The organism is Sphingomonas sp. Leaf9 (assembly GCF_001421355.1).
In the GTDB taxonomy this organism is placed as follows: Bacteria; Pseudomonadota; Alphaproteobacteria; order Sphingomonadales; family Sphingomonadaceae; genus Sphingomonas.
Genome location: NZ_LMKC01000003.1, coordinates 409360 through 428414 on the forward strand (window position 1 = coordinate 409360; position 19055 = coordinate 428414).

The following is a 19055-nucleotide window of genomic DNA, read 5'->3' on the forward strand; positions in this document are numbered from 1 at the left end:
TGAAGGCGCTGGTTCGAGCGCCGGTATCTGCCGAAAGGTTCGATACTCCCTCAGGGAAGGCGCACGCGCGTGCGATCCTGCCCTAAGGGCGGCTAAGTCGCAGGGGGCGGGCAATCGCACGGACCATGGCGCGTCTGTGGGGAAAAGCGCGGCGAATGTCCATAGCGGCCGGGCGCGATACCGGTTGGTAACCGGTCGCGAGCTATCGCGGGGAGCCAAGGGTATGCGTGAAGAGGCTGCGATGCTGCAATTGATCTACGTGAGTACGGCCCGCAGCGGATTGACGATCGATGTCGATCAGATTCTTGCCGTGTCGCAACGCAACAACCGGCGCGACGGGATCACCGGCCTCCTGCATCACCGGGGGCGGCGTTTCCTACAGGCGCTGGAGGGCGCGCCGGACATGGTTGAGAAAACCTATGCCCGCATTGCCGCCGATCCGCGCCATTTCGCTATCGTTATCCTGTCGCGTCGCGAGGTTGCGACGCGCGAGTTCGGCGATTGGGCGATGGCGGTCGACAGCGGACGCGATACGGACGGGATCGTCGCGCAGGTCGCGTCGCTGGTCGAACATGCCTCGCCAGGCGTGCGCGGCACGTTCGAAGGGTTCGCGGCGATGCGCGCGGCGTGACACCGCGCGCATCGGCCGGGATCAGGCTGCGACGAATGCGGCGTTGATCGTCAGGTCCACCTTGTCCGACACGACCGGCGCATAGGCACCGACGCCGAAATCGCTGCGCTTGATGCTGCCGGTCGCGGTGAAGCCGATATTCTTCTTCTTGTTCATCGGGTTCTCGCCCGCGCCCATGAAGCGGACGGTCAGCTGCACCGGCTTCGTCTGGCCCTTGATGGTCAGGTTGCCCGCCATCATCCAATGGTCGCCCATCGCCTGCACGCGGGTCGACACGAACTTCGCCGTCGGATGGTTCGCGACGTCGAAGAAATCCTTCGACTGGAGATGTTCGGCGAATTGCGGGCTGGTGACGGTCAGCGACTTGGCGATGTCGAAATCGATCGTGACCTTGGTCGCGGCCGGGTTCTTGGGATCGAAGGTCGCGGTGCCGCCGGTCGCGCCGAACAGGCCGTCGAGCATCGTAAAGCCCATATGGTTCACGCGCCATGCGACTTGGGTGTGGGCGGTGTCGACGGTGTAGTTGCCGGCGGTCACGCGTGCCTTGTCGGGCGCGCCGGGCAGCTGGGCAACGGTCGGGGCAGCGACCGCGAACAAGGCGGCGGCGAGGATCAGGGGCGTGCGCATGGAAAAGCTCTCCGGTTGAGGCGAAGTCAGGATGCCGCCGTTGTCGGAGGTGCCGGGCTTCGGGTCAAATACCGGATGCGAAACGATTGGTTTCGGTTTCGGTGCCGTGGGAGAAAAGGTAGGTACGGCAACTGCCGTCATCCCGGCGAAGGCCGGGATCCATGGACGCGGCACGGTTGCAATCAGCCGATACCATCCGACACAATGGATCCCAGCCTTCGCCGGGATGACGGGGTGAAAGATCGCCGCCCGCCCGTCGGTCGCGGCAAAGCCGCGCCCTGTGGGCGGGCTTTGTCGCGCCGGCCGGTCTGGCCGATCAGTACGAACTAACTCCGTTAGTTCTTGGTCTGATCGACCAACTTATTCGCACCGATCCACGGCATCATCGCCCGCAGTTCGGCACCGGTCTTTTCGATCGGATGCGCCGCGGCCTGCTTGCGCGCCGCCTTCAGCTCGGGCTGACCGGCGCGGTTGTCGAGGACGAAGTTCTTCACGAATCGGCCCGACTGGATGTCGGCCAGTACGCGCTTCATTTCCTTCTTCGTCTCATCGGTGATGATGCGCGGGCCGGTGACGATGTCGCCATATTCGGCGGTGTTCGAGATCGAATAGCGCATGTTGGCGATGCCGCCCTCGTACAGCAGGTCGACGATCAGCTTGGTTTCGTGGAGGCACTCGAAATAGGCCATTTCGGGGGCATAGCCCGCCTCGACCAGCGTTTCGAACCCGGCCTGGATCAGGTGGGTCACGCCGCCGCACAGCACGGCCTGCTCACCGAACAGGTCGGTTTCGCATTCCTCGCGGAAGTTGGTTTCGATGATGCCCGAACGACCGCCGCCGACGCCCGAAGCATAGGCCAGCGCGATGTCGTGCGCGTTGCCGCTCGCATCCTGGTGGATCGCGACGAGGCAGGGAACGCCGCCGCCCTTCACATATTCGCTGCGCACCGTGTGGCCCGGGCCCTTCGGCGCGATCATGATGACGTCGACGTCGGCACGCGGCTCGATCAGGCCGAAATGCACGTTCAGGCCATGGGCGAAGGCCAGCGCCGAACCGGGACGCAGGTTCGCATGAATGTCGTCGGCATAGATCGCGGCCTGATGCTCGTCGGGGGCCAGGATCATGAGGATATCGGCCCACGCGGCGGCTTCGGCGTTCGGCATCACCTTGAAACCGGCACCTTCGGCCTTGGCGGCGCTGGCCGAACCGGGGCGGAGCGCGATCGCAACGTTCTTCACGCCCGAATCGCGCAGGTTCTGCGCATGGGCATGGCCCTGCGACCCATAGCCGAGGATCGCGATCTTCTTGTCCGAGATCAGGTTCAGATCGGCGTCGCGATCATAATAGACACGCATGTTGGTTCCCTTTCGAAAATTGGCGCGACCGGCATCGGCGGCACGCGATGGATGGGTTCAGGCGGCCTCTCGTCCGCGGGCGATGGCGGCGATGCCGGTGCGAGCAACCTCGACCAGACCGACTTCGGCCATCAATTCGGTGAACTTGTCGATCTTTTCGATCGATCCCGTCACCTCGAACACGAAACTCGATACGGTCGCATCGACCACACGTGCGCGGTAGACTTCGGCAAGGCGAAGCGCCTCGATCCGATGCTCGCCAGTGCCGACGACCTTGACCAGCGCCAGCTCGCGTTCGACATGCGCGCCTTGTACGGTCAGGTCTACGACCTTGTGGACGGGCACGAGCCGGTCGAGCTGGGCGATGATCTGCTCCATCACCGACGGCGATGCGCTGGTGACGATGGTGATCCGGCTGACCGCCTTGTCGACCGTGATTTCGGAGACGGTCAGGCTTTCGATATTATAGCCACGGCCCGAGAACAGCCCGGCGATGCGCGCCAGGATGCCGGGTTCGTTGTCGACGAGGACGGCCAGCGTGTGCCGTTCGGTCTGTTCGGTCTTGATATGCATTTCTGAAAATTCCTCCCCGGCGCGGGGGAGGGGGACCAGCCGCAGGCTGGTGGAGGGGGGCCTCCACCGGCGATACGTATGAGGTGATCCCCCTCCACCGCTCTTCGAGCGGTCCCCCTCCCCATTCCGGGGAAGACAGTTCGGTTACACCAGCGCCTTGGCCTCGTCGTCCATTTCGCCCGAGACTTCGTTGGCCTGCAAGATCATGTCGGTATGCGCCGCGCCCGACGGGATCATCGGGAAGCAGTTAGCGAGCTTTGCTACCATGCAGTCGACGATCACCGGGCCGTCATGGTCGAGCATCGCCTGGATGCCGGCATCTAGATCGTCCGGATGCTCGATGCGAATACCCTTCCAGCCATAGGCCTCGCCCAGCTTCACGAAGTCGGGCAACGAGTCCGAATAGCTGTTCGAATAGCGCGAACTATAAGTCAGCTCCTGCCACTGGCGGACCATGCCCATATATTCGTTGTTCAGGATGAAGATCTTGACCGGCAGGCGATATTGCGTCGCCGTGGCCAGTTCCTGAATGTTCATCTGGATCGACGCCTCGCCAGCAATGTCGATGCACAGTGCGCCCGGATTGCCCAACTGCGCGCCGATCGCGGCGGGCAGGCCGTAGCCCATCGTGCCCAGACCACCGCTGGTCAGCCACTTGTTCGGTGCTTCGAACCCGAAATGCTGCGCGGCCCACATCTGGTGCTGGCCAACCTCGGTCGAGATGATCGGCGCGCGATGCTTGGTCGCCTCGTACAGCGCGCGGATCGCCCGCTGTGGCATGATCTCGGTCGTGCTGTCGGGGAAGTCGAGGCAGCGCTTGGCCCGCCAGTCCTCGATCTTCGCCCACCATGCCGACAGGTCGGGCTTGGGATGCTGGCGCGATTTCCAGACACGGATCATGTCCTCCATCGCATGGCCCGCATCGGCGATGATGCCGAGGTCGGCGCGCACGATCTTGTTCACGCTGGATCGATCGATATCGATATGGACCTTGCGGCTGCGCGGGGAGAAGGCATCGAGCCGACCCGTCACGCGATCATCGAAGCGCGCGCCGATGGCGACGACCAGATCGGCCTCGTTCATCGCCAAGTTCGCTTCATAGGTGCCGTGCATCCCCAGCATCCCCAGCCATTGCGGCGAAGAGGCGGGCAGGGCGCCCAGACCCATCAGCGTCGAGGTGACCGGCGCACCAGTGATCCGCGCCAGTTCGCGCAGCAGCTGCGACGCGGCCGGCCCCGAATTGATGATGCCGCCGCCGGTATAAAGCACCGGACGTTCGGCCGCCGCCAGCATGTCGACGACCTGCTCGATCTGCGCGCGATCGGCCTTCACCTTCGGGCGATAGGTCTTGTGCTGGATCGGGCCGGGCTTGGTGTAGCGCGCGGTCGCGACCTGCACGTCCTTCGGGATGTCGATCACGACCGGGCCGGGGCGGCCGGCAGTGGCGATATGGAACGCCTCGTGAATGACATGGCCGAGCTTCGCCGGGTCCTTCACCAGATAGTTATGCTTGCAGCAATGGCGCGTGATGCCAACGGTATCGGCCTCCTGAAACGCGTCGGTGCCGATCAGGCCGGTCGGGACCTGACCCGTGATGACCACCATCGGGATCGAATCGAGCAGCGCATCGGTGATGCCGGTGATCGCGTTGGTCGCGCCGGGGCCGGAGGTGACCAGCACGACGCCGGGCTTGCCGGTCGAGCGGGCATAGCCCTCGGCCGCATGGGTGGCAGCCTGTTCGTGGCGGACGAGGATGTGCTTGATCCGGCTATGTTCGAACAGCGCGTCATAGATCGGCAGCACCGCGCCACCGGGATAGCCGAACACGACTTCCACGCCGAGGTCGACGAGGGCCTCGACCAAAATGGCGGCTCCGCTCTTCTCAGGCATGGGTCTTTGCTCCTCAATTACTTCGCGGGCGCAATAGCACCGTTGGAGTGGCGTCGCTAGTCGCATGAAACATGCGTGTCAATCATCAATTGCGTAATAAAGTGTCGAATTGACGCGTAAGTGCGCATTTTTCCGTTTCGCTAGTGCGAAGCCAGTCTGCCGGAGGCTGGTTGCGGAACCAGGTATACTGCCGCTTCGCATATTGGCGGGTGGCGTGGCGTGCCGCCGCAAGCGCGTCGTCACGATCGATGCTACCTGCCTGCCATTGCGCGATTTCCGCGACGCCGATGGCGCGGCGAACCGGTGCGTCGGGCGGAATGTCGCAGCGGGCGAGGAGCGCGTGGACTTCCTCCACTGCGCCGCCCGCGAACATTTCGGCCAGTCGCCGGTCGCACCGTTCGGTCAGCCATGCGCGATCGGGCAGCAACAGCATCGCCGAAAGCACGATTCGATCGCCGATCCCGCCGATGCGGTCACGCTGCCAATCGGTGAGCGTGCGGCCGGTGAACGTCACGACCTCCAGCGCCCGTGCGATGCGGGTGGTGTCGGTCGGGCGCAGTCGGGCGGCGGCTTCGGCATCGCGCTGGGCCAGTTCGGCGACGGCTTGGTCGAGCGGCATCGCGCGAATGCGGGTGCGGACCTCCGGATCGATATCGGGCACCGGTGCGATGCCGTCGATCAACGTGCGCAGATACAGGCCGGTACCGCCGACCAGTACCGGCAGCTTGCCCGCCGCATGGGCGGCGTCGATCTCCGCTGTCGCCTGCTGCGCCCACAGCGCTGCCGAATAGGGTTCGGCCCCATCGACATGGCCGAACAGGCGGTGTGGGGCCTGCGCTTCTTCTTCAGAGGAGGGACGGGCGGATAGCACGCGCAGGTCGCGGTACACCTGCGCGCTGTCGGCGTTGATGACCACGCCGTCGTGCCGCTGAGCGATCTCAATCGCCAGCGCGGACTTGCCGCTGGCGGTCGGGCCTGCGATGAGCGCGATCCTCGGACGGTCAGGGGAAGTTACCATGTTCATCGCCACGCTGATAGCAGCCGAATCGATCGCTGCGGGCGATATTTCCGCTGCCGCCGATCGGCTCGACGTCGCCGGCTGCCAAGTCGAGGGCTGGAGCTGGATCGAGGACGGCAAGGCCGCCGATATCCGCTTCGCCAGCGACGTCGCCGCTGCGCGACCGGCGCTCGAAGGCGTATTCGCCCGAACCGATATCGCGGTGCAGCCCGCCGCCAACCGCGAAAAGCAGTTGCTGATCGCCGACATGGATTCGACGATGATTACCGTCGAATGTATCGACGAACTCGCCGACTATGCCGGGATCAAGCCGCAGATCGCCGAGGTCACCGAACGGGCGATGCGTGGCGAACTGGACTTCGCATCGGCGCTCGACGCGCGGGTGGCGCTGCTGGCGGGGCTGGAGGAGAGTGCGATCCAGCGGTGCCTTGACGAACGGGTCAAGCTGATGCCCGGTGCCAGGACGCTGATTCAAACGATGCGCGCGCGCGGCGCGACGACGATCCTCGTGTCGGGCGGCTTCACCCGCTTCGCCGAGCCGGTCGGCACCGAACTCGGATTTCACCGCATGATCGCGAACACGCTATTGATCGAGGATGGCCGGTTGACCGGCAAGGTCGCCAAGCCGATCGTCGATGCGACGACCAAGGAAACGACCTTGTTGGGCGCGATCGAGGAGCTAGGCATCGATCCGGCGTCAACGCTGGCGGTCGGAGATGGCGCCAACGACCTGCCGATGATCCGCCGCGCGGGGCTTGGCGTCGCCTATCACGCCAAGCCGGTCGTCGCCGCCGAAGCAGGCGTGCGGATCGATCGCAACGACCTGACCGCGCTGCTCTATATCCAGGGGATCGCACCCGCCGAGTGGGCGGCGGGCTGATCGGTCAGCGCTTCATCGGTACGCAGGGCGTCGGGCGGATCGCGGCGCAGGCGCGGCTCGCCTCGGCGCTGCTGGCAAACGGGCCGACGAGCAACCGGGTGTTGGCACCGGCCGCCTCGTAATAGGGTTGGCGCCCGGCGAACTTGCCCGACACCGTGCTCCAAAGCCGGCGGGCATTGCCGGCATCCTTGAACGCGCCAAGCTGCACCCGCCATCCGCCGTCGCGGATCGGAGCGGGCTTTGCGGCGGATGCCGGGGCCGGTTTCGCAACCGGTGCGGGGCGGGGTGCGGGCGTCGGCTTGGGCGCAAGCGTTGCGATCGGCGTCGGGCGCGGCGTCGCCGCCTTGGGCTGCACCGATGCCAGTACCGGCCGTCCTGCATTGCGCTCAAGGTCGCGGGCCATCACCACCGCCGCCTGTCGATCGGGCAGCGGGACATAGCGGTCCATTTCCGCCAGCGTCGCCGCCGCCTGCGGCAATCCGGCAGACGACGCGCGCGTCATCAGTGCATAGGCCCGGCGCCAGTCCTTGGGCACGGCATCGCCGTTGAAGAGCATGGTGCCCAATACGAACTGGCTGCGTGCCTCGCCGCGCTGCGACGATTTCTCCAGCCATTTGACCGCATCGGCACGCTTGCCGTTCTGGAACAGGATCAGGCCGTAATTATCCTCGGCCTGGGCGTGGCCTTGCTGCGCGGCCAACGCGTACCAGCGTTCGGCCTGGGCCATGTCCATCTTCACACCGCGGCCGAGCTTATAGGCCTGGCCCAGATTGAACTGCGCATCGGCATCGCCCGCGGCGGCGGGTTGCTGCCATTCGCGCACCGCCGTGGCCCAGTCGCCCCGTGCCCAGGCGTCGACCCCGGCCTTCACATCTGCGCCCGCCGCCACCGACAGCATCGCGCCCGCAAGCGCCAGCCCAACCAAAACGCGCATCACGATCCCCTCTGCGTCCTCGCCCCTTTCCCTATCAGCGGTTCACCATGTTCTGAAAGCCTTTCGCACGACCGTCATGGAAAGCCCGCCGTTAACTGGTTCTTATCCGCAGCCATGGCATCGGGTTGTGGAGATTACGGGAGACGGTGGCGCAATGCGCGTTCTGGCAGTGGCTTCGCAAAAGGGTGGTTCGGGCAAGACAACCTTGTCCGGGCATCTGGCCGTGCAGGCCGAACGTGCGGGCGCCGGGCCGGTCGTGATGATCGACATCGATCCGCAGGGGTCGCTGGCCGAATGGTGGAACGAACGGGTCACCGACGAGCCGGCCTTTGCGCAGACGATGGTTGCGCGGCTTGCCGCCGACCTGGAGACCCTGCGCGCCCACGGGTTCAAGCTGGCGGTCATCGATACCCCGCCAGCGATCACCATGGCGATCCAGAGCGTCATCGCCGTTGCCGAGCTGATCGTCGTGCCGACCCGGCCCAGCCCGCATGACCTGCGCGCGGTCGGTGCGACCGTCGACCTGTGCGACCGCGCAGGCAAGCCGCTGGTGTTCGTCGTCAATGCCGCCACGCCGGGTGCGCGGATCACCACCGAAGCGACCATGGCCCTGTCGCAGCACGGGACCGTGGCCCCCGTGACGATCCATCACCGCGTCGATTTCGCATCGTCGATGGTCGATGGCCGCACCGTCATGGAAATCGACCCGAAGTCGCGGTCGAGCGCCGAGATCGAGGCGCTGTGGGCCTATCTGCAGGATCGTCTCGAAAAGAATTTCCGCCGGACGGTCTTTGCCGTGCCGACGATGCCCACCGCCGTCCGGGTGCCGGCGGGTGGCTTCGGTCGCCGGGGGCAGGGGTAGGGGATGAGCACGCAGCGCCCCCCGGCCCAGATCCATCCCGCGTTGCTCGCGCGCAAGGGCGAAGCCCGCCCGGCGATGCGCCCGCACGGCACCGGACCCGACAGTCGTGACGGCGACGATCTGGGCTGGAACGATCTGGGCGACACCAAGCCGGCGGTCCTGCGCGATCGTGCCAAGTTGCAGGCGGTGCCAGCGGCCGCGCCGTCCCCCACGCCAGCGACCGAATCGCTGGTGCTGGACCTTGATGCGGATCGGATGCTCCGGCTGAAGCTGGCGGCGACGGTGCGCGATATTTCCCCGGAAGCCTTTGTGCGCGACGCGCTCGATCGCTCCCTCCCGTCGGCATCCGACATTGCGGCGCTCGTTCAGCGCCTCGCCCCCGATGGGGCAACGAAGGGCAAGCCATGAAGACCCATCTGCTCGTATCGATCGGCCTCGCGACGGCCATGCTCGGCGGATCGCTGGCGCTGGTCGGCAGCGGCACGGTGGCCGTCGCGTCCGCAGAGGACGGCGCGGCGCGCAAATTCGCGGTGAAGGCGCTGAAGGCGTTGGGCAAGCAGCGCGCGGCCGATGCCGTCACCTTCGCCGAACAGGCGGTGGCGCTGTCGCCGCGCGACGCGGCCTATCGCACGCTGCTGGGACGTGCCTATCTGTCCGCCGGACGCTTTGCATCGGCCACGCAGGCGTTTACCGACGTCCTGACGCTGAACCCGGCGGATGCGCGCGCGGCGCTGAACCTTGCGCTGGCGCAGACCGCGACCGGCGAATGGGTCGCCGCGCGCGAGACCCTGACCGCCCATGCCGCGCGGATTTCGCCGGCGGATCGCGGGCTGGCGCTGGCGCTGGCGGGCGATCCGGCGGGCGGTATCGCCTTGCTGAGCGAAGCCGCGCGCGATCCGGCCGCGACCGCGACGATCCGCCAGAACCTGGCGCTCGCCCTCGCGCTCGACGGGCGCTGGGTGGATGCACGCACGGTGGCGTCGGTCGATATGGCGCCGGCGCAGGTCGACCAGCGGCTGATGGAATGGGCGGCGTTCGCCCGGCCCGAACATGCCGCGCAACAGGTTGCGGCGCTGCTGGGCGTAACCCCGGCGGCGGGCGATCGCGGACAGCCGATGCAGCTGGCGCTGGCCGAACCGGTCGGCGGAGCGCCAGTCGCGCTGGCGAAGGCCGATCCGGTGCCGGAAGTGCCGGCGGCGGTCGTCGCGGTCGAGCCGGTCGGCGATACGCCGGTCGTACCCGCAGTGCCGGCACCCGTCGAAATGGCGGCGGTCGCGCGTCCGGCGATCACCTTCGCCCCGCGTCGGGAGATCGTGCAGGCGCTGCCCGGTGGTTACCGGCAGGGTGCGCAGCCGGTGCGGATGGCGGCCCGATCGCAGCCTGTCGCCCAGCCGGTTCGGGTGGCATCGGCCGTCGTGGCAAAGGGTGATTATTACGTACAGCTTGGCGCGTTCGACAACGCCGGCGTCGCCCGTTCTGCGTGGCGACGGATGAGCCGGAACGTGCCGCGCCTCGCCGCGCTGGCACCACAAGGGATGCAGGCCAGCGTCCGCGGGTCCAGCTTCTATCGCCTGTCGGTCGGTGGCCTCGCCCGCGCCGATGCGGCTTCGCTGTGCGGCAGCGTCCGTGCCAAGGGCGACCGGTGTTTCGTGCGGACCCATGCCGGCGACCAGCTCGCCGCCTGGGCACGCCCCGATCGCCTCGCCTCGCGCTAAGTCTTTCCCGGTCCTCTCCCAGGAGGTGGCGGCGCGTTCCTGATTACAGGAATGCGCCGCCTTTCATTACCCGCACCACGCGGCCCTGCACCGGCAGGCCGTCGAACGGGGTATTGGCCGCCTTGCCCGCCAGCGCGTCGGCGCGGACCTGCCACGGCGCATCCTGATCGATCACGATCAGATCGGCCGGCGCACCGATGCCGAGCGTACCGGACTCCAGTCCCAGCAGCATCGCCGGATTGCGCGACACCAGCGCGAACAGCCGATCAAGGCCGATCACCCCATCACGGACCAGCCCCAGCCCGAGCGGCAGCAACGTCTCCGCCCCGGCCATGCCCGGCTCCGAGTCGGCAAAGGGCAGGCGCTTCGCTTCCGGCCCGCGCGGATCGTGGCCGGAACACAGCACGTCGATCGTCCCATCGGCCAGCGCGGCGCGTGCCGCCTGTCGGTCGCCTTCGCTGCGCAGTGGTGGCGACAGATGGGCGAAGGTCCGAAAATCGCTCATCGCGATATCCGACAGATAGAGGTGCGCCGGGGTGATCCCACAGGTCACGCGAACCCCGCGCCGCTTGGCCGCGCGGATGAGGTCGAAACCAGCGGCGGTCGTCACCTGCCGGAAATGCAATCGTGCGCCGGTATCCTCGGCAAGCATCACGTCGCGCGCGATCGCCAGCGCCTCGGCCAGCGCCGGGGCGGCGGGCAGTCCGAGGCGGGTCGCCGTCTCACCCGCCGTCGCCACCGCGTCCCCCGCCAGCCCGCCATCCTCGGCATGGGCGACGACCACCAGGTTGCAGTCGCGGGCATAGGCCAGCACTTTGCGCATCACGCCGCTGTCGGCGATCCAGTGCCGCCCGGTCGCGACCGCCACCGCGCCCGCCTCGGCGTTGATCGCCATTTCGGCGAGGTCGGTACCGCGCAAGCCCTGCGTCGCGGCGGAGATCGGATGAATCCAGATGTCGGGCTTGCCCATATGCGCCGCGCGCGCGACGATGCCCGGATCGTCGAGCACCGGTGCCTGGTCGGGCATCAGCCCCACGCGAACGATACCCCCGGCACGACAGGCGGCGGCATCGATGCCGAACACGCCCAGATCGACGATGGCTGGGGCGATTAGCTTGCCCGACACGTCGATCGACTCGGCATCGCCTGCGTCGGTGACGATGGCGTCGCCCTCAATCGTCAGGTCACGTTCGGCGATCCCGCCGACCGGACAGACCAGCGTGCCGCCGGTGAACCGCTTGCTCATGCCCAACCCTCCACGCCACGGCTGCGCCGGGTCAGTACGTCGAGGCAGGCCATGCGCACCGCCACGCCCATTTCGACCTGTTCGGTGATCGTCGAGCGCTGCGGATCGTCAGCCACGTCGCTGGTGATCTCGATACCCCGGTTCATCGGGCCGGGGTGCATGACGATCGCATGCGGCTCGGCCCGTTTCAGCCGTTCGCGGGTCAGGCCGTAGCGCAGGTGATATTCGCGGGTGGACGGGATGAAGCCACCGTTCATCCGCTCGTTCTGCAGCCGCAGCATCATCACGACATCGGCCCCTTCCAGCGCAGCGTCGAAGTCGGTGAACGGGGTGACCCCCATCGATTCGATCGCGTGCGGCATCAGCGTGGCGGGGGCGACGACCCGGACCTCGGCGGCGAGGGTCGTGAGCGCGAGGATGTTGGAGCGCGCGACCCGGCTGTGCAGGATATCGCCGCAGATCACGACCCGCTTGTGCGCGATCTCGCCCAGCCGCCGGCGGATGGTCAGCGCGTCGAGCAGCGCCTGCGTCGGATGTTCGTGCCAGCCATCGCCCGCGTTCAATACCGGGCAGTCCACCTTGTCCGCGATCAGCTGCACCGCACCCGACGAGCTGTGGCGGATGACGATCACGTCCGCGCGCATCGCGTTCAGCGTGACAGCAGTGTCGATCAGCGTCTCGCCCTTCTTCACGCTCGACTGGCCGGCATGCATGTTGACGACATCCGCGCCCAGTCGCTTGCCTGCGATCTCGAACGACAGCAGCGTGCGTGTGCTGTTTTCGAAGAAGGCGTTGATCTGGGTCATCCCCTGTAATCGCCGGTCGCCGGCCGCACGGCTGCGATTGGCATCGATCCATTGCTCTGCCTCGTCGAGCAGGAACAGGATCTCATGGGGCTGCAATCCCTCGATCCCGGTCAGGTGCCGATGCGGGAAAACGGCACCGCCATCGATCATGGCGGCGGGGCGGTGGTCTGAAATAGGCATCGAGGCGACCGGTTAGGCCGCGTCGCGCGCCCTTGCAAGCTCAGGCTAGCGGGACATTCACCAGCGCGTCGATCGCGCCTTGCAGGATGTATGCGGCCGCCAGCTTGTCGACGCGCTCGGCCCGCTTGGCGCGGCTCAGGTCCTCGGCGATCATTTGTCGTTCGACCGCGACCGTCGACCAGCGTTCGTCCCACAGGAAGACCGGCAGATTCAGGTCGTCGAGGTTGCGGGCGAAGGCGCGCACTGATTGCGTTCGCGGCGAGTCGCTGCCGTCCATGTTGAGCGGCAAGCCGATGACGATGCCGCGTACCGATTGCTGGCGGATCAGCGTCGCCAGCTGTGCCTTGTCCGCGCTGAATTTCGTGCGGTTGACCAGCACGGCGGGGCTGGCGAAGCTCCAGCCGGCGTCGCACAGCGCGGTCCCGATCGTCTTCGTGCCGACGTCGAGGCCGATCAGCCGGCCCCCTTCGGGCAGGGCGTCGCGAAAGACGGCGCGGTCTTCGGTAATCATCGTTTCTCCCATGCCGCCAAGCGACGCAGCGCGTCGGCGCGGACATTCGCCCAGAACAGGCTGTAGTCGTACACGTGCCAGTTGTTGCCCGGCAGCACATAGGGGCCAAGGTCCGGCGGATTGTCGCCGATCGACAGGAACCCGCGTGGCCCGCAGGTGGCGGGCACCAGTCCCGGCGCCATCGTCGCAGTCCGGAGCGATTTGTCGGGGATCAGCGTGCCGAGATTGGCACTCGCCGGCGCCTTCGCATCGGGCGTACCGGTCAGCGGGTTGGTGCAGACCATCGGCGTGTTCGCGCGCGACCGCCCGTCGAACCCGGTCGAGGCATCATACTGCTCGACAATCAGCGACGGATCGACCGGCTCAGCGAAACTCTGCCACGACAACAGGCAGCCCGCCTGATCAGCCGCCCTGCATTCGGGCAGGCCGAGCGACGCGATATCGGTGGTGCGCGATACCGGCCAGCCGACGACATAGGCTGCGACGATTCGCCGGGCGAGGGGCGTGCCCGCCACCCTTTCGCGCAGCAGTCGCGTCAGGTGCAGCGCGCCCTGGCTATGGCCGGCGAGGATGATCGGCTTCTTCGGATCGATTTCGTCGAGGAACCGGTCGAAGGCCGATTCGATGTCGTGATAGGCAAGGTCGAGCGCCTGGCCCGCCGCCGCCTCGCTGGTCAGGAACGCGCCGAACGTCGCTTGGCGATAGCGCGGTGCCCAGACCCGACCCGCCGCGCTGAACGCGCTTGCCTGTCCGCGCAGGAAGATGCGCGCGCGGTCGTTCGTCTCGGCATCGTCCAGCGCTGCGTTCCAGCGGTCGGTTCCGACAAACGAGGTGGGATGGACGAAGAAAATCTCCGCCTTGCCAGGCGTCGTGCGGTCGACGCCCGGTGGCAACCAGTCGACCGGCGTGTTTGTCAGCCCCGGTCGCGCGAACCACATCGCCTTGTCGGCATAGAGCCGCGACGGGATGGTCGGTTCGGTGCGGAACGCGACGCCCGGCACCATCGCACGGCGCAGCAGGTCGTTGCCGAACATGCGGTAGGCGACCGCCCCGGCAAGGACGAGGACGATCAGCGTCGCCACGATATACAGGAATTTGCGCGCCAATCGGGACTCCACCGCTGTTGGGCCACTCGATGCGGGAAGGCGCGAACGGGCGCAACCGCTTTGCGGGCGCTTGTGGGGGGCGTGCCGGGATGCTAGCCGCCCTTCCCATGTCCGTCGAACCTGCAACCGTAAAGCGCGTGGCCGGCCTTGCCCGTATCGCGATCACCGATGCCGAAGCCGAAAAGCTGGCACCCGAACTCGGCAATATCCTTGGCTGGATCGAACAGCTGGGCGAAGTCGATACCCAGGGCGTCGAGCCGATGACGGCCGTCATCCCCAACCATCTGCGCCTGCGCGACGATGCCGTCACCGATGGCGATGTGCGCGACAAGGTGCTGGCCAACGCACCGCAGGGTGAGCATGGCTTTTTCACCGTTCCGAAAGTGATCGAATAGTGTCGAACCTGACCGATCTTGGCGTCGCCGCGATCCGCGACGGCGTGCGTGCCGGGACCTTTTCGGCGCGCGACGTGGCCGATGCGTTCATCACCGCCGTCGCTGCCGCAAAGCCGCTCAACGCCTTCCTCGTCGAAACGCCCGACCATGCGCTGGCCGCGGCGAAGGTGGCCGACGATGCCCGCGCTGCCGGCGAGACGCTGAGGCCGCTGGCGGGTGTGCCGATCGGCATGAAGGACCTGTTCTGCACGCAGGGCGTCGAGACAACGGCGGCGAGCGGTATCCTGAAGGGGTTCGTGCCCCAGTATGAATCGACCGTTTCGGGCAATTTGTGGAATGCCGGCGCGGGGATGCTGGGCAAGCTGAACCTCGACCAGTTCGCCATGGGATCGTCCAACGAAACCAGCGCGTTCGGCAATGTCATTTCGCCATGGCGCCGCCCCAACGACACTGCGCCGATGGCACCGGGCGGATCGTCGGGCGGGTCGTCGGCGGCAATCGCCGCGCGGCTGTGCCCGGCGGCGACCGGCACCGATACCGGCGGTTCGATCCGCCAGCCCGCCGCCTTTGTCGGCATCACCGGCATCAAGCCGACCTATGGCCGCTGCTCGCGCTACGGCGTCGTTGCCTTTGCTTCGTCGCTCGACCAGGCGGGGCCGATGGCGCGCGACGTCCGCGACTGCGCCATCATGCTGGAGGCGATGGCCGGGTTCGATCCGAAGGATTCGACCTCGCTCGACCTGCCCGTCCCGGCATGGGAAGCGGGCCTGAACGCCAGCATGGCGGGCAAGCGCGTCGGCATTCCGAAGGAATATCGCGTCGACGGCATGCCGCCCGAGATCGAGGCGCTGTGGCAGCAGGGTATCGACTGGCTGAAGGATGCGGGGGCCGAGATCGTCGAGGTCTCACTGCCGCATACCAAGTACGCGCTCCCGGCCTATTACATCATCGCGCCGGCCGAAGCGTCTTCGAACCTTGCCCGCTATGACGGCGTGCGCTTCGGCCAGCGGGTGCTGCCCGATGGTGCAGGCCTGCAGGACATGTACGCCGCGACCCGTGCCGCCGGCTTTGGTGACGAGGTGAAGCGCCGGATCATGATCGGCACCTACGTGCTTTCGGCCGGCTTCTACGATGCGTATTATACGCAGGCGCAAAAGGTTCGGACGCTGATCGCGCGTGACTTCGAAAAGGCCTGGGAGCAGTGCGACGTGCTGCTAACCCCGACCGCGCCCTCGGCCGCGTTCGCGCTGGGCGAAAAGAGCGCTGATCCGATCGCGATGTACCTCAACGACGTCTTCACCGTGCCGTCGTCGCTGGCGGGCCTGCCCGCGATGAGCGTGCCGGGTGGCGTCGACAAGGACGGGCTGCCGCTGGGGTTGCAGATCATCGGCCGTCCGCTGGATGAGCAGGGCGTGCTGAATGCCGGTCTTGCGATCGAACAGCGTGCCGGCTTCGTCGCGCGCGCGGACAAGTGGTGGTAAATGGAAGAGGCTGCCATCGCTGCTGTTGCGGTGGTGGCGCTTCCGCTTGCCATGTTGGTGGCGGACCTGTTCGGAGTCTGTGTCGGACTTGGATGGGGCTATTATTCGAAGAAGCGCCGCGCGAAGCGCGCTGAACGGAAGTTGCACTCGAAATGACTGAATCCACCTACCGCATCCGTGGCGCGACCGGCGACTGGGAGGTCGTGATCGGCCTTGAAGTCCATGCGCAGGTCACGTCGAACGCCAAGCTGTTCTCCGGCGCGGCGACCGCCTTCGGCGCGGAGCCGAATACGCAGGTGTCGCTGGTCGATGCGGCGATGCCCGGCATGTTGCCGACCCCGAACCGCGAATGCATCCGCCAGGCGGTGCGTACCGGCATGGCGATCGATGCGGTCATCAACAAATGGTCGCGGTTCGATCGCAAGAACTACTTCTACGCCGATCTGCCGCAGGGCTATCAGATTAGCCAGCTCTATCACCCGCTGGTGGGTGAGGGGTCGATCACCGTCGTCCTCGACGAAAAGAACCCCGACAGCCCGACCAAGACCATCGGTGTCGAGCGCATCCATGTCGAGCAGGATGCAGGCAAGCTGATGCACGACCAGCATCCGACGCGCTCTTATGTCGACCTCAACCGGTCGGGCGTCGCCCTGATGGAAATCGTCAGCCGGCCGGACATGCGTTCTCCTGTCGAAGCAGGGGCTTACCTGTCGAAGCTCCGGACGATTCTGCGCTATGTCGGGTCGTGTGACGGCAATATGGACCAGGGGTCGATGCGCGCCGATGTCAACGTGTCGGTGCGTCGTCCCGGCGAGGAACTAGGCACGCGGACCGAGACGAAGAACGTCAATTCGGTGCGCTTCGTTATGGCCGCGATCGAATATGAGGCGAACCGGCAGGTCGCGGTGCTGGAGGATGGTGGCCGTATCGTGCAGGAAACCCGCCTGTTCGATCCGGACAAGGGCGTCACCCGGTCGATGCGGTCGAAGGAAGACGCGCACGATTACCGCTACTTCCCCGATCCCGACCTGTTGCCGCTCGAACTGGACGATGCATTCCTCGACGAGTGCCGCGCGTCGCTGCCCGAACTGCCCGACGCCAAGCGTCGGCGGTACGAGGGGGAGCTGGGCCTGTCCGCCTATAACGCTGCGGTGCTGACCGCCGAGGTCGAGACGGCGCGCTGGTTCGAGGCGCTGTTGGCCGAATGCGGTTCGGATGTGCCGGCAAAGTCGGCCGCCAACTGGTTGATTTCCGACCTATATGGTGCGCTGAACCGTCTCGGCAAGGGGATCGTCGACAGCCCGGTGTCTCCGTCGCAGGGCGCGGAACTGCTCAAGCTGGTCGCCGACGGTACGCTGTCGGGCACGCTGTCGAAGCAGGTGTTCGAGATCATGCTCGAAACCGGGCAGGGCGCGAATGCCATTGTCGAGGAACGCGGCCTGAAGCAGACCAGCGACACCGGCGCGATCGAGGCGGTGATCGCCGAGGTGATGGAAAAGAACGCAGACAAGGTCGCCGACTATCGCGGCGGCAAGGACAAGCTGTTCGGTTTCTTCGTCGGTCAGACGATGAAGGCAATGGGCGGCAAAGCCAATCCGGGCGTGGTCAACGATTTGCTCAAGAAGGCGCTGGGATGATGAAGACAACGCGACGTGCGCTGCTGGTAGCACTGGCTCTGGCCGGACCGGCCCTCGCTGAGACGCCGGCGCCCCGGCCGGTAGCCGAGCCGCCGCTGCCGCGCGTCACGATCGTCACCACTGCCGGCACGCTGACCGTCGAGGTCGAGGTGAAGCGCGCGCCGATCACCGCCGCCAATTTCCTGCGCTATGTCGACCAGAAGCGGCTGGATGGCGTCAGTTTCTACCGCATCGTGAAGGTCGGGCCGGAATTCGGTTTCGTCCAGTTCGGGCCGCATACCGATGCAAAGAAGATGCTGCCGCCGATCAAGCATGAACCCACGACGCAGACCGGGCTGTCGCATACCGACGGTACGCTGTCCGTCGCCCGGCTCGGGCTGGGCACCGCGCGGGGCGAGTTCACGATTTCGATCGGGGACCAGCGCCGTGCGCTGGATGCTGCGCCGGGTGTGCCGGCGGATGGGCAGGGCTATGCCGCCTTTGCCCGGATCGTCGACGGGCGCGACGTGCTGGTGAAAATCCTCGATACGCCGGTCGATCCGGCCAAGGCCAGCAATGGTGCTTTCAAGGGCGAAATGCCCGCCGCGCCGGTGAGGGTGATCACCGCGCGACGGGTGTTGAAGTAGTCCGCTACTCAGAGCCTTGGTGACTTCGACGCAAGCGCGAGGTCACGCCTGAATTCAGGTTTTACTCCGCGCGCGACAAGCGGTCGAACCTACTGACCGTCGCTTTCCTGATTGCGCACCACGCCGCCTGAGCCGCCGGCCGTATCCGGCGAAACCGTAGGCTCGGTCGGCGACGTTGCGCCGCTGTCGGTGCCACCGCGTTCGACGTCGCCATTGACGGCATCGACCGCCCGCTCGATGTCGCTGCGGTGGTCGGTATCGTCCTGCGGGGCGCTGTCGGGATGGGTGTTGCGATCGCGGTCGCTCATGTCAGTTGCCTCCCATGATCGGCTGTACCGGAACGGGGGTCACACCAGGATTGCCGGGTATCGGGCTTGGCACATCGACGTCGGGGCCGGGCACGTCGATTTCGGGCGGCGGAGCGGTCGGCTGGCCCGGCTCGGTCTGCGGCACCGGATGTTCGGGCGGAGGGGTGGTCGGGGCGACGCCGGGGTCGGGGGCGGGCGTTTCGGCGGGGATCGGGGGTTCGACGGGCATGATCTGTCTCTCCTTCCCCTCTCCAACGCCCGCCGCGCGCCTGGG

At 66.6% G+C, this 19055-nt stretch carries 20 protein-coding genes and 1 pseudogene; 9 read left to right on the top strand and 12 right to left on the bottom strand.

The features are described 5' to 3' along the window. Nucleotides 1-223 precede the first annotated feature (223 nt). Entirely contained in the window at nucleotides 224-631 is a 408-nt protein-coding gene (locus tag ASE58_RS09765; protein ID WP_235513556.1) for a BLUF domain-containing protein, read from the top strand. Between the two features lie 21 nt (nucleotides 632-652). On the opposite strand, the gene ASE58_RS09770 is transcribed toward ASE58_RS09765, so the two are convergent. The 5 genes and pseudogenes from ASE58_RS09770 to miaA form a co-directional block, all read right to left on the bottom strand. After that, nucleotides 653-1258, bottom strand: a complete 606-nt coding sequence (locus ASE58_RS09770; RefSeq protein ID WP_055756354.1) for a YceI family protein — start codon at nucleotides 1256-1258, stop codon at nucleotides 653-655. Nucleotides 1259-1593: 335 nt separating this feature from the next. Beyond that, a pseudogene (gene ilvC / locus ASE58_RS09775) lies at nucleotides 1594-2631 on the bottom strand (ketol-acid reductoisomerase); the annotation flags it as partial. 39 nt (nucleotides 2632-2670) lie between these two features. Beyond that, nucleotides 2671-3186, bottom strand: coding sequence for an acetolactate synthase small subunit (gene ilvN / locus ASE58_RS09780; protein ID WP_055756359.1), 516 nt, complete (start codon nucleotides 3184-3186; stop codon nucleotides 2671-2673). 144 nt (nucleotides 3187-3330) lie between these two features. Then, the gene (locus ASE58_RS09785) at nucleotides 3331-5076 is read right to left on the bottom strand and encodes an acetolactate synthase 3 large subunit (RefSeq protein ID WP_055820464.1); all 1746 of its coding nucleotides are present in this window, start codon (nucleotides 5074-5076) and stop codon (nucleotides 3331-3333) included. Between the two features lie 85 nt (nucleotides 5077-5161). Then, nucleotides 5162-6094, bottom strand: a complete 933-nt coding sequence (gene miaA, locus ASE58_RS09790; RefSeq protein WP_200909346.1) for a tRNA (adenosine(37)-N6)-dimethylallyltransferase MiaA — start codon at nucleotides 6092-6094, stop codon at nucleotides 5162-5164. Between miaA and serB the strand changes: the two genes are divergently transcribed. Continuing rightward, complete coding sequence (gene serB / locus ASE58_RS09795) at nucleotides 6093-6974, top strand: phosphoserine phosphatase SerB (RefSeq protein ID WP_055820469.1); 882 nt, start codon at nucleotides 6093-6095, stop codon at nucleotides 6972-6974. The two genes, miaA and serB, sit on opposite strands and share 2 nt — an antisense overlap. A 4-nt stretch (nucleotides 6975-6978) precedes the next feature. Here serB and ASE58_RS09800 read toward each other — a convergent pair whose 3' ends face one another. After that, entirely contained in the window at nucleotides 6979-7908 is a 930-nt protein-coding gene (locus ASE58_RS09800) for an SPOR domain-containing protein (protein WP_055820472.1), read from the bottom strand. A gap of 154 nt (nucleotides 7909-8062) precedes the next feature. On the opposite strand from ASE58_RS09800, the gene ASE58_RS09805 reads away from it, so the two are divergent. From ASE58_RS09805 to ASE58_RS09815, 3 genes are read left to right on the top strand one after another with little or no spacing between them, the layout of a single operon-like run. Further along, nucleotides 8063-8770 carry an AAA family ATPase gene (locus ASE58_RS09805; protein WP_055756370.1) on the top strand — a complete coding sequence of 236 codons (708 nt, stop codon included), beginning with the start codon at nucleotides 8063-8065 and terminating at the stop codon, nucleotides 8768-8770. 3 nt (nucleotides 8771-8773) lie between these two features. Then, entirely contained in the window at nucleotides 8774-9178 is a 405-nt protein-coding gene (locus tag ASE58_RS09810; RefSeq protein WP_055820476.1) for a hypothetical protein, read from the top strand. Next, the gene (locus tag ASE58_RS09815; RefSeq protein WP_055820478.1) at nucleotides 9175-10485 is read left to right on the top strand and encodes an SPOR domain-containing protein; all 1311 of its coding nucleotides are present in this window, start codon (nucleotides 9175-9177) and stop codon (nucleotides 10483-10485) included. The genes ASE58_RS09810 and ASE58_RS09815 overlap by 4 nt, the downstream gene beginning before the upstream one ends. Before the next feature lie 43 nt (nucleotides 10486-10528). Here ASE58_RS09815 and ASE58_RS09820 read toward each other — a convergent pair whose 3' ends face one another. The 4 genes from ASE58_RS09820 to ASE58_RS09835 are packed head-to-tail and all read right to left on the bottom strand — an operon-like array spanning nucleotide 10529 to nucleotide 14334. Further along, nucleotides 10529-11731 carry a dihydroorotase gene (locus ASE58_RS09820; RefSeq protein WP_055820483.1) on the bottom strand — a complete coding sequence of 401 codons (1203 nt, stop codon included), beginning with the start codon at nucleotides 11729-11731 and terminating at the stop codon, nucleotides 10529-10531. Beyond that, nucleotides 11728-12717, bottom strand: a complete 990-nt coding sequence (locus ASE58_RS09825) for an aspartate carbamoyltransferase catalytic subunit (RefSeq protein ID WP_055756377.1) — start codon at nucleotides 12715-12717, stop codon at nucleotides 11728-11730. The genes ASE58_RS09820 and ASE58_RS09825 overlap by 4 nt, the downstream gene beginning before the upstream one ends. Before the next feature lie 40 nt (nucleotides 12718-12757). Beyond that, entirely contained in the window at nucleotides 12758-13228 is a 471-nt protein-coding gene (gene ruvX / locus ASE58_RS09830; RefSeq protein WP_055820485.1) for a Holliday junction resolvase RuvX, read from the bottom strand. After that, the gene (locus ASE58_RS09835) at nucleotides 13225-14334 is read right to left on the bottom strand and encodes a DUF3089 domain-containing protein (protein WP_055820488.1); all 1110 of its coding nucleotides are present in this window, start codon (nucleotides 14332-14334) and stop codon (nucleotides 13225-13227) included. Before ASE58_RS09835 ends, ruvX begins: the two co-directional genes overlap by 4 nt. Before the next feature lie 107 nt (nucleotides 14335-14441). On the opposite strand from ASE58_RS09835, the gene gatC reads away from it, so the two are divergent. The 4 genes from gatC to ASE58_RS09855 all read left to right on the top strand — a co-directional run bounded on the left by gatC (nucleotide 14442) and on the right by ASE58_RS09855 (nucleotide 18473). Beyond that, a complete protein-coding gene (gatC, locus tag ASE58_RS09840) occupies nucleotides 14442-14729 on the top strand; it encodes an Asp-tRNA(Asn)/Glu-tRNA(Gln) amidotransferase subunit GatC (RefSeq protein ID WP_055756383.1) in 288 nt (95 codons plus the stop codon). Then, nucleotides 14729-16210: an Asp-tRNA(Asn)/Glu-tRNA(Gln) amidotransferase subunit GatA gene (gatA, locus tag ASE58_RS09845; RefSeq protein WP_055820491.1), complete on the top strand. Its 1482-nt coding sequence runs from the start codon at nucleotides 14729-14731 to the stop codon at nucleotides 16208-16210. The genes gatC and gatA overlap by 1 nt, the downstream gene beginning before the upstream one ends. Before the next feature lie 152 nt (nucleotides 16211-16362). Next, entirely contained in the window at nucleotides 16363-17847 is a 1485-nt protein-coding gene (gene gatB, locus ASE58_RS09850; RefSeq protein WP_055820494.1) for an Asp-tRNA(Asn)/Glu-tRNA(Gln) amidotransferase subunit GatB, read from the top strand. After that, nucleotides 17847-18473, top strand: a complete 627-nt coding sequence (locus ASE58_RS09855; protein ID WP_156347683.1) for a peptidylprolyl isomerase — start codon at nucleotides 17847-17849, stop codon at nucleotides 18471-18473. The genes gatB and ASE58_RS09855 overlap by 1 nt, the downstream gene beginning before the upstream one ends. An 89-nt stretch (nucleotides 18474-18562) precedes the next feature. Here ASE58_RS09855 and ASE58_RS09860 read toward each other — a convergent pair whose 3' ends face one another. Beyond that, a complete protein-coding gene (locus ASE58_RS09860) occupies nucleotides 18563-18781 on the bottom strand; it encodes a hypothetical protein (RefSeq protein ID WP_055756390.1) in 219 nt (72 codons plus the stop codon). A gap of 1 nt (nucleotide 18782) precedes the next feature. Beyond that, a complete protein-coding gene (locus ASE58_RS09865; protein ID WP_055756392.1) occupies nucleotides 18783-19010 on the bottom strand; it encodes a hypothetical protein in 228 nt (75 codons plus the stop codon). Nucleotides 19011-19055: the final 45 nt, after the last annotated feature.